Below are 16,831 nucleotides of genomic sequence, written 5' to 3' on the forward strand. Positions count from 1 at the left end.
AAATGCCTGTCTGGCGCGTCTGTCTGGTCAAGATGGGCATGTAGCATTATGGTCCGCTCCTTCAATCCTTGGCGAATTGCGGATTTCAAGCGCGTATGATTTCGACTTTGCGGCATTTTGTTGTCGATTCCTGGATCGGGCGTGTGATCGCGCTCCTCATTTTTCTCGCTTTTGTGGGATGGGGCGTGGGCGACATGCTGGGTTCCTACAACGGGAGCCAGGCCGATACCGTCGCGACGATTGGTACACGTCGGATCACTGCAGAGGAATTCGAGCGAGACATACGCTCGCAGCTTCCCGCCATCGCCCAGCAGATGGGCGTAAGCGATCCGTCACAGCTGACGCCTGCTACCCGTCGCGAAGTGGCACAGAGTGTGTTGCAGCATCTGCTGTCTCAGAAAGAGGTTCTGGCACTGGCCGATCGTAACGGCATGAAGGTGCCCGATACTCTCGTGCGCAAGGAAATCTTCGGTTTTCGTGTTTTTCAGGGCACTGACGGGCAGTTTGACCGCAAGCTTTTTGATGCCAAGCTCAGGCAGCTCGGTCTTCAGGAACGTGTCTTCCTAGAATCCGTACGTGATGATCTGGGTGCACGTGGTCTGCTCGATGGTCTGGGCAAGACGATGATTGTGCCGGATTCGGTGCTTGATCAGCTGCTTGCCTATAATACGAAGCAGTACAAGACCGACCTCCTGCGCCTGGACAGTGCGGATGTTACGATTCCTGCTGCAGCGGAAGAAGCTCAGCTTCGTAGGTTTTACGACACGCATCCATGGCTTTATCGTTCAGCAGAGTACCGTCATGCCAAGATTGTCGTGCTTTCGCCGGAAAGTATTGCGCGTGATCTGGTTGTGCCCGATGCCCAGCTCAAGCAGGTCTATGAATTCGAGAACCAGAAATATGATGTTCCGGAAACGCGTGATATCGAGGTGATGACTGTACCTGAGCAGGAGCCTGCATCAGCTTTGGCGTCTGCTTGGAAAAACAATGCGGACTGGGACGCTCTTCAGAAAAGCAACCCGTCCGCAGCATCTGTTTCTTTTCCGCATGCGCGTGAGACCGATATTCCAAGCCCTGAACTTGCCAAGGCTGCGTTTGCTGCCGGTGTGAATACAGTTGAGGGGCCACTCAAAACTCCGACGGGCTGGGTTGTCTTCAAGGTGACGGCCATCACGCCTCCTCATAAAACCGGTTTGACCAGGCCAAGGCAGAGATTCGTGACGAAATTGCCCGATCACAGGCGCCTCAGCTTCTGGCCCAGCGTTTTGCAGCATTGCAGGATGCAATTGCCGGCAGTTCGGATCTTGATCAGGTTCCGACCAATCTCGGGGCAGTTCCGGCACAGGGATCCCTTGACGCACAAGGTATGACCAAAGACGGTGAGCTTGCTCCTCTGCCGGGTGATGACACCTTACGCAAGGCGATCATTGCGCGTATTTTTTCCCAGAAGAAGGGTGAGAAACCGACGCTCGTCAATGGTCCGGGTAATAGCGGTTTTGCTGTGCTGGTCGACGAAGTCGAACCGGGCCATGTGAAGTCTTACGAGACTGTACGCGAGCAGGTCGGTCATGACTGGCTCAAGGCCCAGCAAATGCATCAGGCAGATGAGCGTGCGACCACGATCATGCTGGCTGCGCGCAGATCAGGCGGTCTTGAGAAAGCCGTGACTGGAACAACCGATGCGGCAGCGATGCAGAAGAATCTGCTGGTTTCCCGTATGCAGAACGGCAATCTGCCTTCGGCACTGCTTTCGGAGATCTTCGCAACGGCCCCCGGTAAGACAGGTATGGTAGCGGTGGGTGATTCGCTCTACGTCTTCACCGTGACAGGGGTTGCAGCAGCTAGCCCCGAGAGTACGAAGGCATTGCGCGACAATATGCGTGGGCAGTTGCAGGAAACGCTGCAGGCGGATGTCCCTGCCGTTTTTGTGCGCAGTCTGGAAAATGACATCAAGCCCGTGCCCAATATGCCAGTTCTTCAACAGGTCATGAACGATGTCGCGGGGCAACAATGACGACCCGGTTTCTCTATAGTGTTGAGGCCGCTGATCTTCTGACGCCCGTCGCCGCGTTCATGAAGCTTTCATCCCTCGTTCCTGAGGGGATGGAGGGACGGCCCTATCGGCTACTTTTTGAAAGCGTTGAAGGCGGTGCCGCCAGGGGGCGCTATTCCGTCATTGCGCTGCTGCCTGATCTGATATGGCGTTGCGTGCATGGTGTCGCTTCAATCAACAATGCACCTCTTGAGCCGGACTCCCGGTTTCATGACTGTGCCGAGGGGCCGTTTGCATCGCTGCGGCACCTGGTCGAAGAAAGCCGTGCCGAATTGCCTGACGGTCTACCGATCATGATTGGTGGTGTATTCGGCTATCTCGGTTATGACATGGTGCGTCAGATCGAGGTTTTACCAGAGGCTCCGCCGGATGATCTTCATCTCCGATGGTGTCATGATCCGTCCGAGCCTTTTTGCTGTCTTTGATTCCGTACGTGACGAGCTTTATCTTGCCGTGCCGATGCGTGAAGGGGGATTGTCACCTGATTCTGCCCGAGCTCTTCTGGATCGTGCGCGCAGGGCATTGGTTGAGGCGCCGCTTGATGCCTCGCCCACCCTGCCAGCAGGGACGCAGCTCAAAACGCCTGTCTCGACTGTTTCGGCCGACGCTTTCATGAGCAAGGTGCGCAAGGCACAAGAATATATCGCTGCGGGTGATGCCTTCCAGATCGTGCCAAGTCAGAGATTTGAAACAGAATTTCCTTTACCGCCACTGGCGCTTTATCGTTCGTTGCGACGAGTCAATCCGGCGCCATTCCTGTTTCTAGTCGAGATGGATGGTTTCTCGCTGGTAGGTTCGTCACCGGAAATTCTGGTGCGTTTGCGTGACGGGGAAGTCACGGTGCGTCCCCTAGCCGGAACCCGTCCCCGTGGAGCTGACCGTGAGGAAGATGAGCGTCTTGAGGCCGAATTGCTGGCCGATCAGAAAGAGCGCGCAGAGCATCTGATGCTGATCGATCTCGGTCGCAACGATGTTGGTCGTGTGGCGCGAACGGGCTCGGTGAGAGTGCCGTCCTCTTTTGTGGTCGAGCGCTACAGTCATGTCATGCACATCTCGTCGACGGTTCAGGGCCATATCAGGCCTGGATGTGACGCACTTGACGCGCTCTCTGCCGCGTTCCCTGCGGGCACACTGACAGGTGCGCCCAAGATCAGGGCTATGGAGATCATTGACGAGCTGGAGGTTACCCGCCGCGGTCCTTATTCCGGGTGCATCGGTTATATCGGAGCTGACGGAGATATGGATACCTGCATCGGCCTGCGTATGGCGGTTCTTAACAAGGGGCGCATGTATGTACAGGCTGGTTGCGGCGTTGTTGCTGATAGTGATCCCGCGAGTGAAGAAATGGAGACGCGTCACAAGTCGCGCGCCATTTTCCGCGCAGCAGAGCTCGCTGTTGCACAGGCATGCGACAATGGCGAAATGTAACCGGATTTGACCTGCAACCAAGACAACGCCATCTTAGTGACATGATATTGCTGATCGACAACTACGACAGTTTTACGTTCAATCTCGTCCATCATTTCGGGGCGCTTGGCGAAGCCTGCGAGGTCTGGCGTAACGATGCGCTGAGCGTGGATCAGGCTCTCGCTCTCAAGCCTGAGGCGATCGTGATCTCGCCCGGCCCATGTTCCCCCAATGAGGCAGGAATATGCTGTGCACTGATTGAAGCGGCGGCACCGACACTCCCCGTTCTGGGAGTCTGTCTTGGCCATCAGGCAATCGGGCAGGTTTTTGGTGCCCAAGTCGTACGGGCGCCACGTCCGATGCATGGGAAGGTCGATGCCATCGATCATGATGGAACGGGTGTTTTTGAAGGGCTCACCTCTCCGACCCAGGCGACTCGATACCACAGCCTGACCCTGGCGCCGGAAACCATTCCTGACAGTCTGGTCGTCAATGCACGTTCTGCCGATGGTGTAATCATGGGCGTACATCATCGTACGCTTGATGTGCATGGTGTGCAGTTTCATCCCGAAAGTATTGCTTCCGAAGATGGTCAGATGATGCTGGCCAATTTTATCAACATTGCTCGCGCCGCTCGCCAGAAAAGGCAGGCGGCCTGAATGGAGACGCAAAAAGGCAGCCTGACAGGTACATTGCGTTATCTTGCCGAGGGCAGGCGGCTGACAAGGGACGAAACCGAAACGCTTTTTACCATGATCATGCAGGGTTCCGTCCCTGCCGAACATCTTGCTGCCATTCTGATGGCATTAAAGATCCGTGGTGAGACAGTAGACGAGTTGAGTGGTGCGGTAAGGGCGGTTCGTGCCTGTATGACAAGTCTGCCTTTTGTACCACCCGATGCCATGGATGTATGCGGAACAGGGGGGGACGGGCTTGGTACGCTCAATGTCTCCACTGCTGTTGCCTTTGTCATGGCGGGATTGGGCGTGCCTGTAGCCAAACACGGTAACAGAGCGCTTTCTTCCCGTTCCGGGGCAACTGACACGCTTATGGCGCTGGGCATCGCTCCTTGTGATGATTTCGAAGAACAGGCGAGGCGTCTGCGTGACGGCAAGCTCGCTTTTCTGGCTGCCCCCCTGCATCATCCGGCCATGCGTTTTGCTGCACCAGTGCGCGCCACGCTGGGTTTCCGTACTATTTTCAATCTTATAGGTCCGCTTTGCAATCCGGCCCAGGTGCGCCGGCAGATGATCGGCATCTATGATGAACGGTGGTTGCGTCCTGTAGTCGAGACCTTGGCATCTCTCGGGGCTGAATGTGTCTGGGCTGTGCATGGTGAGACCGATCTGGGTGGGAGCGATGAGATCACGCTTGCGGGCGTCTCACATATTCGCGCCTGGAACTACGACCGTTTTCTCGAGCTTGAACTGACGCCTGACATGGCGGGCCTTTCCCGCAGACCGATCGCCACTATCGCGGGGGGGGATTCGGCTCATAATGCCAATCAGCTGCTTGAAATGCTGTCAGGCCAGGAAGGCCCTTACCGGGACACGGTTCTCCTGAATGCCGCCGTTGCGCTTCATATTTCAGGGCGTGCAGGTATTCTTGAAAACGGTGAGATCGTTCCCACTCTTCTGCGCAGAAATATCGATATGGCGGCAAGCGCCATCGACAGTGGCCTTGCTCTTTCAGCACTCGTACATGCCCAGCAGGGCGTCAAGCGACCTGCAGAGCCGATTAATTCATCTCATCTGATCCAGACGTCAGGACTAACATGACCGATCAACCGTCCAGTCCGATTCACGACACACCTTCCGGCTATCCGGATGTGCAGGTCCCTGGCACGATCGTGCAGGAAGAAACGGCTCTTCCTGTCTCAGGGGCTGATATGCCGGACGTACTGGCTCGTATCTGCGCGCGTACACGAATTGATGTCGAGCAGCGTGCGCTTTTGATGCCGCTCAAGGAAATCACTGCCCGTGCGCGCGAAGTGAATGTGCCCACCCGTGGTTTCGGCCAGGCTCTCAAGCAAATGGCCGCTGATCGCCGCGTTGGCCTGATTGCTGAAATCAAGAAGGCGTCTCCCTCAGCGGGTATTCTGCGCCCGGACTATGATCCTGTAGCCATTGCGAAATCATATGAGGCTGCCGGTGCAATATGCCTGTCAATCCTGACTGAGGGATCCTGCTTTCATGGATCGATCGAGGATCTGACCGCTGTAAAGGAAGTCTGTTCACTCCCGATTCTGCGCAAGGATTTCATACTGGACCCCTGGCAGGTGCATGAAAGCCGTCTCATCGGGGCTGACTGTATTCTCATTATCCTGTCTGCGCTGACAGATGCCCAGGCCGCAGAATTGATCGCCCTCGCACGAGGGCTTGATCTCGACGTGCTCTGTGAAGTGCATGACGAGGCGGAACTCAACAGGGCGCTGGCGCTCGATACCTCCCTGATCGGGATCAATAACCGCAACCTGCGCAGCCTGGTGACGGATCTGGACACAACAGCCAGACTCGCACCTCTGGTGCCACCCGATCGCATTCTTGTTTCAGAGAGCGGTATTCGCACCCTCGAAGATGTGAAGCGTGTTGGCGAAGTCGGCGCCAGCGGTATTCTCGTTGGCGAAAGTCTTTTGAGAGAAGAAGATCCGGGCCATGCAGCCCGTCGACTTCTCGGGACGCTCTAACGCACATATTAACAGCTTAGGTTGTGGACTTGCGCAACGGGACTGGTAAATACCGGTCCCTGAATTGCGCTCGTCGCAACTGCCAGGCTCAGGAGATACTCAGCATGTCCGGTAAAGCCCACAAGGGGGCGGCTCAGCCGCTCGCGGATCATAACGGACCGATCCTGCCTTTGGAGACAGTTCGTACGGCATATCGTGATATGCTGCTGCTCCGCCGTTTTGAAGAGAAAGCCGGACAGCTTTACGGCATGGGGCTCATCGGCGGGTTCTGCCACCTCTATATCGGTCAGGAAGCCGTAATTGTCGGCATGTCTCTGGCCATGAAGCCAGGCGACAAGATTGTCACCTCTTATCGCGATCACGCCCATATGCTGATGATGGGCATGAGCCCGGTGGTGTGATGGCCGAGCTGACCGGACGCAAGGACGGTTATTCGCACGGCAAGGGCGGCTCAATGCACATGTTCTCGCGCGAGAAGAATTTCTACGGCGGTCATGGTATCGTGGGTGCGCAGGTGGCGATTGGCACGGGTCTGGCATTTGCCAATAAATACCGCGGTACCGATGAAGTAGGCGTGGCCTATTTCGGTGAGGGGGCGGCTCAGCAAGGCCAGGTCTATGAGAGCTTCAATCTCGCCGCCCTGCACAAGCTCCCCTGCATCTATGTAATCGAGAACAACCGATACGGCATGGGCACGAGCGTCGAGCGCTCAAGTGCTGCCGCTCATAATCTCTCAGAGATCGGGGCACCCTGGAAGATCCCGGGGCGCAAGGTCGACGGCATGGATCTGTTCGCGGTGCACGAAGCTGCGCAGGAAGCTGTGGCGTATTGCCGTGCAGGCAAGGGGCCGTTCCTGCTCGAGATGGAAACCTATCGTTATCGCGGTCATTCGATGTCCGATCCGGCGCGCTACCGCGACCGTTCGGAAGTCGAGGAAATGCGCCGCACGCGTGATCCGATCGAGGCGTTGCACAAGCTGCTGTCTGAAAAAGGCACCAGCGATGAGGAATTCAAGGAGATCGATGTCGAGGTGAAGCAGATCGTCAACGACGCTGCCGAGTTCGCCCAGAACAGCCCCGAGCCCGATCTCTCCGAACTTTGGACCGATATTCTGGTGGAGGCGTAAGTTATGGCCGCTCCTGTTCTCATGCCGGCTCTTTCGCCTACCATGACCGAAGGCACGCTTTCCAAATGGACGGTGAAGCAGGGTGACAAGATCAACTCGGGCGATGTGATTGCCGAGATCGAGACCGACAAGGCAACGATGGAAGTCGAGGCCGTCGATAGCGGTATCATGGCCAGGATCCTGGTGCCCGAAGGCTCGGAAAATGTCGCCGTGAATACGCAGATCGCGATTATCGCCGAAGAGGGTGAAGACATTTCCGCGCTGGAAAACGGTCCTGCAGCGGCTCAGGCCGTACCAGCGCAGACCGCTGTAGAAGAAAAGGCTCCCCTGAAGCCGCAGGAACTGGTGGCAACACCGGATCGCGAATGGGGTGAGACTTCGGTCATCACCGTGCGTGAGGCGCTTCGCGATGCGATGGCCGCCGAGCTGCGTCGCGACGAAGACGTGTTCCTGCTCGGTGAGGAAGTGGCCCAGTATCAGGGCGCCTACAAGGTCAGCCAGGGTCTGCTCGACGAGTTCGGCGATAAGCGTATCATCGACACGCCGATCACCGAGCATGGCTTTACCGGCATGGCCGTTGGTGCAGCGCTGACCGGCCTCAAGCCATTGTCGAATTCATGACCATGAACTTCGCGATGCAGGCCATTGATCATATCATCAACTCCGCAGCCAAGACGCTCTACATGTCGGGTGGCCAGATGGGCTGTCCGATCGTGTTCCGCGGTCCCAATGGGGCGGCTGCGCGCGTCGGTGCCCAGCATTCGCAGTGCTATGCAAGCTGGTATGCCCATGTGCCGGGCCTGAAGGTGGTTGCTCCCTGGTCGTCTGAAGATGCCAAGGGCCTGCTTCGTGCCGCCATTCGCGACCCGAACCCGGTGATCGTGCTCGAAAACGAAATTCTTTACGGCCAGAAATTCCCTTGCCCGGTCGATGAGGATTTCATCCTGCCGATCGGCAAGGCGAAGATCGAGCGTGAAGGCAAGGACGTGACCCTCGTTGCCTTCTCGATCATGGTTGGTGTGGCGCTCGAAGCCGCGGCCAAGCTGGCCGAGCGGGGGATTGAGGCTGAAGTCATCAATCTGCGTACGATCCGTCCGCTCGACACCGAGACCATCGTCAACAGTGTGAAGAAGACGAGCCGCATCGTCTCTGTCGAGGAAGGCTGGCCCGTGGCCGGTATCGGCGCCGAGATCTGTGCCGTAGCGTGTGAACAGGCCTTCGATTATCTCGATGCCCCGCCCGCGCGCGTCTGCGGTCTCGATATCCCGCTGCCTTATGCCGCCAATCTCGAAAAACATGCGCTTCCGCAGCCTGACTGGGTGGTGGACGCGGTTCGCAAACTGTTCTGAGGGGCTGCGACCATGGCTATCAATATCCTGATGCCCGCGCTTTCGCCGACCATGACCGAAGGAACGGTCTCGCGTTGGCTGAAGAAAGAGGGCGACACGGTGAAGTCCGGCGATCTGATCGCCGAGATCGAAACCGACAAGGCAACGATGGAAGTCGAAGCCGTCGATGAGGGCATTCTCGGCCGCATTGTCGTGCCGGAAGGGACCGAAGGGGTGAAGGTCAACTCGCCCATCGCCATCCTCGTCGAAGAGGGCGAAGCCGTGCCGGAAACGGCTGAGGCGGCGCCTGCAAAGAAGGCCGAGCCTGCCCCGCAAACGGCAGCCCAGCCAGCTTCTGCCCCGGCCTCCTCTGCGCCGACTGTGCCCTCGCATGCTACACCTGCCGCGACATCGTCGGGCAAGCGCGTGTTTGCGTCACCTCTCGCGCGCCGTATCGCTGCAAAGAAGGGGCTCGATCTGTCTGGCGTGAAGGGTACAGGCCCCAATGGCCGTATTTTGCGTCGCGATGTCGAGAATGCGCAGGTCGAAGCACCCGCCAAAGCCGAAATGGCAATATCGGCACCGGCAGAAGTGACACGTGTTGCCAACTCCACGATGCGCAAGGTCATCGCGCGTCGCCTGAGCGAGTCCAAGCAGAACGTCCCGCATTTCTATGTGGCTGTTGATATCGAACTTGACGCGCTGCTCGCGTTGCGCGCCCAGCTCAACGCCGCATCGCCGAGTGAAGGCGAGGGGCAGTTCAAGATCTCGGTTAACGACATGATGATCAAGGCCGTGGCGCTTGCGCTCCGCAGCTGCCCTGGTCTGAACGTGCAGTTCACCGAAGCCGAGACACTGCATTTCCCCGATATCGACATCTCGATGGCTGTTTCCATCCCTGATGGTCTGATCACCCCGATCATCCGTCAGGCCGACCGCAAATCGCTGCGCGACATCAGCGCAGAGGCGCGCGATCTGGCCAAGCGCGCGCGTGACGGCAAGCTGAAGCCCGAAGAGTTTCAGGGTGGCACGTTCTCGATCTCGAATATGGGCATGTTCGGCGTGCGTGAGTTCTCAGCCATCATCAACCCGCCTCAGGCCGGTATTCTGGCCATCGCGGCAGGTGAAAAGCGCGCTGTCGTGCGCGGAGACGAGCTGGCGGTTGCGACCGTGATGACGGCCACGCTCTCCGTTGATCATCGTGCAGTCGATGGGGCGCTCGGCGCCCAGTGGCTGAACGCGCTGCGCGACATCGTTCAAAACCCCTATCGTCTGGTGATCTGAGCCATGGACAAATTCGATCTGATCGTCGTTGGCGGCGGTCCGGGCGGGTATGTCGCCGCCCTGCGTGCCGCACAGCTCGGCAAGAATGTTGCCGTTGTCGAAAGCACTCATCTGGGCGGTATCTGCCTCAACTGGGGCTGCATCCCGACCAAGGCGCTCTTGCGCGCTTCCGAACTGAACCACCAGCTGCATAATCTGGCCGAGTTCGGTTTCAGTGCCGAGAAAGTGAGCTTCGATCTCGAAAAGGTCGTTGCCCGTTCGCGTGCAGTCTCGCGTCAGCTTTCACGCGGCGTGTCTGGCCTGCTCAAGAAAGCCAAGGTCAAGGTTTATGATGGCCGAGCCAAACTGGCCGGGCGTGACGGAAACGCCCATGTGGTGTCGGTCACCAAGGATGGCGCGGAACTGACGCGCATTGCGGCCCCCGATGTCATTCTGGCGACAGGCGCCCGCGCCCGTCATTTCCCCGGGCTTGAGCCCGATGGCGAGCTGGTCTGGACCTATCGCGAAGCGATGGTGCCCAAGGAACTGCCCAAGCGTCTGCTTGTCATCGGTTCCGGGGCGATCGGTGTGGAATTTGCGTCTTTCTATCGCAATATGGGCGCGGAAGTGACCATTGCCGAAGTCGCCGACCGCATCATGATCGCCGAAGACGCCGAGATCAGCGCCATGGCGCAGAAATCCTTCGAAAAGCAGGGAATCAAGGTGCTGACCGGGGCCAAGGTCGGCCCGTTGAACAAGAAGGACGGCACGGTCTCCACCCAGATCGTTACGGTCTCTGGCACGTATGATCTCGTGGTCGATAAGGTCATTCTCGCTGTCGGTATCGTTGGCAATGTCGAAGATCTCGGTCTGGAAAAGACCAAGGTGAAAATCGACAAGACGCATATCATCGTCGATGAGTTCTGCCGCACGGGTGAGCCGGGACTCTGGGCTATCGGTGACGTGGCGGGTGCCCCCTGGCTGGCGCATAAGGCGAGCCATGAGGGCGTGATCTGCGTCGAGAAGATCGCCGGCCATGATCCCGAGCCGCTTCATCCCCTCAACATTCCGGGCTGTACCTATAGCCGTCCGCAAGTGGCGTCTGTCGGGCTGACGGAAGAAAAGGCGAAAGCGACAGGGCGCAAGCTCAAGATCGGACGCTTCCCGTTCATGGCAAACGGCAAGGCACTGGCCATGGGCGAGCCCGATGGCCTGACCAAGACCATTTTCGACGCCGAAACCGGCGAGTTGCTCGGCGCGCATATGATCGGCGCCGAGGTGACGGAAATGATCCAGGGCTATGTGATTGCGCGCACGTCCGAGCTGACGGAGGCAGAACTGAAGGAAACCGTTTTCCCGCATCCGACCATTTCGGAGACAATGCATGAATCGGTCCTTGCAGCCTGGGGTGGGGCGCTCCACTTCTAGTCATGACCATGCAGCGCATCACCATCGATCATCGGAAGCCGACGTCACTCCGTCACCCTGAAAAGGCCAACCGGCCTGACAACCCGGTCCAGCGCAAGCCTGACTGGATCCGGGTGAGGGCACCAAATAGCCCGGTCTATCAGGAGACACGCAAACTGATGCGTGACAACAGGCTGGTAACGGTCTGTGAGGAAGCGGCCTGTCCGAATATTGGGGAATGCTGGTCCCAGCGTCATGCAACCATGATGATCATGGGTGAAATCTGCACACGCGCCTGTGCGTTCTGCAATGTCACAACAGGCATGCCTCATGTGCTGGATCATGATGAACCCCAGCGTGTCGCCGAAGCTGTTGCCAAGCTTGGGCTCCGTCATGTCGTCGTCACGTCTGTTGATCGTGACGATCTGGCCGATGGAGGTGCTTTGCATTTTGCCCATACTATTACAGCCATACGTAACGCCTCTCCTGCCACCACAATCGAGATCCTGACGCCGGATTTCCTGCGCAAGCCTGGCGCACTGGAAGTGGTGGTGAAGGCGAGACCCGACGTATTCAATCATAATATTGAAACTGTTCCCCGTCTTTATCCGTCTATCCGCCCAGGCGCGCGTTATTTTCAGTCCGTCCGGCTACTGGATGATGTGAAGGCATTCGACGCGTCCATCTTCACCAAATCAGGCCTCATGCTTGGACTTGGCGAAGAAAAGATGGAGGTAGCGCAGGTGATGGATGATTTTCGCATTGCTGATGTCGATTTCATCACGATGGGGCAATATTTGCAGCCAACACCCAAACACGCCGGTGTTGCCAGATTTGTTACACCTGACGAATTTGATGAATATGCCCGACTGGCTCGTGCGAAGGGCTTTCTGCAGGTGAGCGCGAGCCCGCTTACCCGTTCTTCCTATCATGCTGATTCTGACTTCGCTGCGCTCAGAGAGGCACGGCAGAACAGATTGAAGCAAACCCCGCTTCAGTCGGAGAATCAGTGAATGCCCACCCATGCTGAACAACGGCTGATCGCTTATACTCCTGAGCAGCTTTTTGATCTCGTGGCCGATGTGGGGGCCTATCCGCAATTTCTGCCCTGGTGTGTCAAGGCGACTATCAAATCACAAACAGACCAGGAGCTGGTCGCGGATCTGACAGTGGGTTTTGGTCCTTTTCGCGAAACATTTACCAGTCGGGTTGCGCTGGAACGTCCAGATCGTATCAGGGTCCGGTATGAGAAAGGACCATTCCGCTATCTGAACAATGTCTGGACATTTACCCCTGATCCCCGTGGCTGTCTGGTCGATTTCTTTGTTGATTTCGAGTTCCGGTCACGTCTGTTGCAAAATGCGATTGGTGTGGTCTTCAACGAAGGCGTGCGACTGATGGTCTCGGCATTCATAAAGAGAGCACGTGATATCTACGGGGTCTCTACTCAGCCTGGTGCGGTAATTCGAGAGTGATCACGCGGTCGTTTTTTTGAGCTTCCGCAACTGCAACGTCTTCGTTACGTTCTCTCCTGGTCAAAAAAGAATCCTGCATGGAGCAAATGCCTTGCAGGGGCTTTCAGAACCGGGATTATCGGAAGGAAGAAACATGAAATTTGCCAAACTGTGTGCCACGCTGACGGCCGCCACCTTTGTTGTTGCGACCCCGGCTTTTGCCAAGCATGCTTCGCACAAGTCTCATGCAAGCAAGAGCGAAATGCACAAGAAGGGTTCCAAAGCGGCCAAGGGCTCTGACGCGACTGAAGACCTGAACGCACGCAGCCTGCAGCAGGCACAGACGCCGGTTCCGGCATCTTCTCCGGCTGCGGCACCAGCTGCAAATGCAACGGCTCCGGTTCCGGCTCCCATGCCGATGGACCCTTCCATGAAGATGCCGGCTTCTTCGATGCCTGCACCTGCAGGGCAGTAAGAAATCACGATCCGGAAGGGACAGATTCCTCTGGTCTCTGTTTCCTGCCTGAACTGAAGATTTCAGAAAAACCTCGTCGCAATGCGGCGGGGTTTTTTGTTTTCGGCCTGATGCTTTCTTTTTCCACGCGTAGCTGACTAAATGTTCTGCAATCTCACGCGTGAGTCCCTACCGTTTCCTGCCCGGATTACCTATATCCCCCGGTTATGAGCGGTGTAGATAAGAAACTGGTACGGGCCTGGGTCCGGCAACAATCCGGTCCGGCCAGACGTGCAGTCCTGCCTGTCGTCATGTTGGGGTGTCTTGGCACGTTGATCGGCATTGCCCAGGCATGGTGTCTCGCCTCTGTTATTGGCTCGTTATTGCAAACACGCGGCCTGCAGGTTCTGGGACTGATCGCTGAATTTGCCGCTCTCGCCTTTTGTCGGGCGCTTTGCCTGTATTTTCAGGAAAGTCTGGCCGCACGCGCGGGGATCGTGGCACGCGAACGTCTGCGTCGTTCGGTTCTGGATACGGTTATCGGGATTGGACCCGCCTTGCTGCGTCGACAGCATTCCGCCGAAATAGCGGCTTTGCTGGTCGATCGTATTGAAGTGCTGGATGGGTATTTCGCGCGCTGGCTTCCTGCATCCATGACATGGATGCTCTTTCCGCTCGTCGTGCTGGTTGCCGTTTTCGTGGTCAACCCGCGTTCAGCACTCATCCTCGCCGTTTGCGGTATGTTGGTGCCGGTCGCTCAGGCTGTGTTCGGGATCGGGGCAGCGCTCGCCTCACGTAACCAGTTTCTGGCGATGGTCAGGCTGCAGGCGCGTTTTCTTGATCGGATCCGGGGCATTGCAACAATTGTGCTCTCGAACGCAACCGACCGCGAGGCGCAGGCGCTTTCGTCTGCTGCCGATGACCTGCGTCGACGCACGATGAAAATTCTGCGTATCGCGTTTTTTTCCTCTGCAGCAATCGATATGGCCATGGTGGCTGCGATTATTCTTGTCGTTCTGACGCAGGGACATTTTGTACATCTCGATGCATTTTCGATGCCCAACATCTATCCTGCACCTCATTTCACCGAGACCTTGTTCGCACTTTTCCTGGTACCTGAATTTTTTGCCCCGTTCAGGGGATTGGCTCTGGCATATCAGGACCGCGCTCATGCTGCAGGTGCCGCCGAAGCCATGGGAAATATCGGCGATGGTGAACAGAGAGCGGGAGAGGAAACGTCAGAAACGCCTGAGCAGATTGACCCTGTCGCAACCATCGAGGCCCGGTCTCTCTCCTATCGCTGGAATGATACGGCGCCCTGGATCTTCGAGGATCTTGATTTCTCGGTAGGGCCGGGTGAGGTACTCGTGCTTGACGGCCCTTCAGGGTCCGGAAAATCGACCCTTATCGAGTTGCTTCTCGGCTTCGTCAGACCCAGCTCGGGACGTATCCTGTTCAATGAACAGGATATCGCGACGATGCGTGGTCGGGATATCGCCCGGCATCTTGCCTGGATAGGTCAGAAACCGGTGCTGTTCGCGGGAACACTGCGTGATAATCTTCTTTTTGCCCGTCCGGATGCGGATAAGGAAACACTTGATAACGTTATCGCAGCTGCCTCTATCGACGATTTTCTCAAGGATCTCCCTCTGGGCCTCGATACGCAGATTGGAGAGGGGGGCTTTGGTCTCTCGGGTGGCCAGGCACAGCGAGTGCTATTGCTCGCGCCTATCTCAAGGATGCGCCGCTTCTCCTGCTTGATGAGCCAACGGCTCATCTCGATCCCCAGACCGAAAACGGGATCATAGAAGCACTGAAGCGACTGGCAGAGGGGCGGACAGTTATTCTCAGTTCTCATTCCGCAGCCATGAAGGCACTTGGTACCAGATATCTTCAACTGGGCAGGGCATCATTGCAGGAGGCTCAGTCATGAGTCTTGCTCCGAACCGAAATCCGGGAATGACGGGCAGTCTCAGCAGGCAGAGCCCGGTGTGACATTGGCTCTGGGACGTATTCTGGGCGTCTGGCGTCCGTTCTATGTGCGACTTGCTACCGGCCTTCTGCTTTCTGCACTGGCTCTGCTGAGTGGTCTTGCGTTGATGTGGAATGCTGGTGTTGGTGTGTCAGCACTTGCACTTGGTACCGGCCTGGCTTTCGGTCTGTTACGTGGTTTTGGTGCGGCGCGTATTGTCCTGCGCTATGCAGAGCGGCTTTTTGCCCATGATGCCATGTTCAGGGCTCTGGCAGCCCTGCGTGTCTGGTTCTTTCGCCATCTGGCGAAGGGCGCTGCGGCTGGTCTTGGTTTTCGGCGTGCTGGCGACCTGATGAACCGTCTGGTCGGCGACGTCGAGATGCTGGATAATCTCTATCTGCGTATTGCGATGCCTGTACTGGGCATTCTGATATCGTTGCCCGTACTTGCCCTTGTTGCAGGTTACGAAGACTGGCGTCTGGGCATGATCTTAGGCGTACTCTTCCTGCTCGCTGCCTGTATTGTTCCGTTGGCTGCTGCGCGTATGGCTTCGCGTCGTAGCGGCGCGATCCTGCATGCCGAAGCCTCACTGCGTGTGGCGGCACTGGATCTTGCGACTGGATTGCGTGAGGCACGTGCCTTTTCCGGCGAAGCCCGTCTTGCCGAACGGATAATCAGCGAAGAGTCACGTCTGCACCAGGCTCAGCTGGTGCAGGCGCGTGCAATGGCCGGAGCTGGGGCCATGTCCTATCTCTGCGGTCAGGCCGCACTCGTACTGGTGCTGCTTGCCCTTACAGGGATTGCCGGTTTTAGTCTCAGCTTTCTGTCTGGCGTGGCTCTCGTTTTTCTGACGGGTACAGTTTTTGAATCAGTTGGAACCCTGGCGCGAACAAGTGTGCTTGCCAGTCAGGTCGGACAGGCTGCCCGCCGTGTGGTCGGTGTGGCCGACCAGGATCAGTCGTCTGGTGCAGCAGGCTGTGCCGCGCCGGAGGCAGGCGATATTGTTTTGCGGGATGTAACCTTTCGCTGGGAGAGCGCGCGTGCCGCTGTCTTGCATCGTCTGAACATGACCGTTCATGCTGGCGAGCATGTGGCGCTTATTGGCCCTTCAGGCGCAGGAAAATCCAGTCTCGCGGCGTTGCTGCTCAAGGTCGCAGTACCGGAGAGCGGAGATATCCTCTTTGGTGGTCATTCCATTTCAACGCTTGATACGGATAGTCTTCGTGCGCGCATCGGGTGGCTTTCGCAGGCAACGCATCTTTTCAGCGATACAATCCGGAACAATCTGCTGCTTGGGCAGGAAAATATTCCGGAGTCCCGTCTCTGGGAGGCACTGGAGCGGGCCGAAATAGCTGAAACCGTTCAGGCTCTTCCAGATGGTCTCGATAGCTGGGTCGGCGAAGGAGGGGCCCGACTATCGGGCGGGCAGGGGCGCCGTATCGCTCTGGCGCGTACACTGCTGCAGGAAACCCCCATTGTTATTCTGGACGAGCCGGCAAGCGGTCTGGATTCAGCCACCGAACGATCCTTTCTCGAAACTCTGGGTCGCACCATGCAGGGCCGCACAGTCATTCTGATTGCGCATCGCCTGACTGGTATCGAGAGTCTCGATCGTGCCTGGCGACTGGAAAACGGAGAATTGCATCCTTTGCCTCTCTGAGGGCGTAAGGGCTTTGCTTGA

The 16,831-nt window shown here is 57.3% G+C and carries 11 protein-coding genes and 4 pseudogenes; all 15 read left to right on the top strand.

Annotation, left to right across the window (positions count from 1 at the left end):
• The first annotated feature begins 95 nt into the window (after positions 1 to 95).
• The 15 genes and pseudogenes from JCM25354_RS18235 to cydC all read left to right on the top strand — a co-directional run bounded on the left by JCM25354_RS18235 (position 96) and on the right by cydC (position 16,810).
• Positions 96 to 1,370 (top strand): peptidylprolyl isomerase, encoded by a 1,275-nt coding sequence (locus JCM25354_RS18235; RefSeq protein WP_051537353.1) that lies wholly within the window; start codon positions 96 to 98, stop codon positions 1,368 to 1,370.
• Positions 1,367 to 2,014, top strand: coding sequence for a peptidylprolyl isomerase (locus tag JCM25354_RS20210; RefSeq protein ID WP_051537354.1), 648 nt, complete (start codon positions 1,367 to 1,369; stop codon positions 2,012 to 2,014). Before JCM25354_RS18235 ends, JCM25354_RS20210 begins: the two co-directional genes overlap by 4 nt.
• Positions 2,011 to 3,481 (top strand): annotated as a pseudogene (trpE, locus tag JCM25354_RS18240) (anthranilate synthase component I). The gene JCM25354_RS20210 and the pseudogene trpE overlap by 4 nt, the downstream one beginning before the upstream one ends.
• A gap of 41 nt (positions 3,482 to 3,522) precedes the next feature.
• On the top strand, positions 3,523 to 4,119 hold the full coding sequence (locus JCM25354_RS10535) for an anthranilate synthase component II (protein WP_025885990.1): 597 nt from the start codon (positions 3,523 to 3,525) through the stop codon (positions 4,117 to 4,119).
• On the top strand, positions 4,120 to 5,238 hold the full coding sequence (trpD, locus tag JCM25354_RS10540; protein ID WP_025885991.1) for an anthranilate phosphoribosyltransferase: 1,119 nt from the start codon (positions 4,120 to 4,122) through the stop codon (positions 5,236 to 5,238).
• Positions 5,235 to 6,146, top strand: a complete 912-nt coding sequence (trpC, locus tag JCM25354_RS10545; protein ID WP_084294732.1) for an indole-3-glycerol phosphate synthase TrpC — start codon at positions 5,235 to 5,237, stop codon at positions 6,144 to 6,146. The genes trpD and trpC overlap by 4 nt, the downstream gene beginning before the upstream one ends.
• A gap of 104 nt (positions 6,147 to 6,250) precedes the next feature.
• Positions 6,251 to 7,272: pseudogene (gene pdhA / locus JCM25354_RS18245) on the top strand (pyruvate dehydrogenase (acetyl-transferring) E1 component subunit alpha).
• Between the two features lie 3 nt (positions 7,273 to 7,275).
• Positions 7,276 to 8,621: pseudogene (locus JCM25354_RS18250) on the top strand (pyruvate dehydrogenase complex E1 component subunit beta).
• Between the two features lie 12 nt (positions 8,622 to 8,633).
• Entirely contained in the window at positions 8,634 to 9,884 is a 1,251-nt protein-coding gene (locus tag JCM25354_RS10560) for a pyruvate dehydrogenase complex dihydrolipoamide acetyltransferase (RefSeq protein ID WP_025885993.1), read from the top strand.
• A gap of 3 nt (positions 9,885 to 9,887) precedes the next feature.
• Positions 9,888 to 11,291 carry a dihydrolipoyl dehydrogenase gene (gene lpdA, locus JCM25354_RS10565; protein ID WP_025885994.1) on the top strand — a complete coding sequence of 468 codons (1,404 nt, stop codon included), beginning with the start codon at positions 9,888 to 9,890 and terminating at the stop codon, positions 11,289 to 11,291.
• 8 nt (positions 11,292 to 11,299) lie between these two features.
• A complete protein-coding gene (gene lipA / locus JCM25354_RS10570; protein ID WP_408734994.1) occupies positions 11,300 to 12,283 on the top strand; it encodes a lipoyl synthase in 984 nt (327 codons plus the stop codon).
• The gene (locus tag JCM25354_RS10575; protein ID WP_025885996.1) at positions 12,284 to 12,745 is read left to right on the top strand and encodes a type II toxin-antitoxin system RatA family toxin; all 462 of its coding nucleotides are present in this window, start codon (positions 12,284 to 12,286) and stop codon (positions 12,743 to 12,745) included.
• 133 nt (positions 12,746 to 12,878) lie between these two features.
• Positions 12,879 to 13,199 (top strand): hypothetical protein, encoded by a 321-nt coding sequence (locus JCM25354_RS10580; protein WP_025885997.1) that lies wholly within the window; start codon positions 12,879 to 12,881, stop codon positions 13,197 to 13,199.
• 206 nt (positions 13,200 to 13,405) lie between these two features.
• A pseudogene (cydD, locus tag JCM25354_RS18255) lies at positions 13,406 to 15,111 on the top strand (thiol reductant ABC exporter subunit CydD).
• Positions 15,112 to 15,169: 58 nt separating this feature from the next.
• Positions 15,170 to 16,810, top strand: a complete 1,641-nt coding sequence (cydC, locus tag JCM25354_RS10590) for a thiol reductant ABC exporter subunit CydC (protein WP_025885998.1) — start codon at positions 15,170 to 15,172, stop codon at positions 16,808 to 16,810.
• Positions 16,811 to 16,831: the final 21 nt, after the last annotated feature.

Origin of the sequence: Asaia prunellae JCM 25354 (assembly GCF_000613885.1) — a bacterium.
Lineage (GTDB): Bacteria > Pseudomonadota > Alphaproteobacteria > Acetobacterales > Acetobacteraceae > Asaia > Asaia prunellae.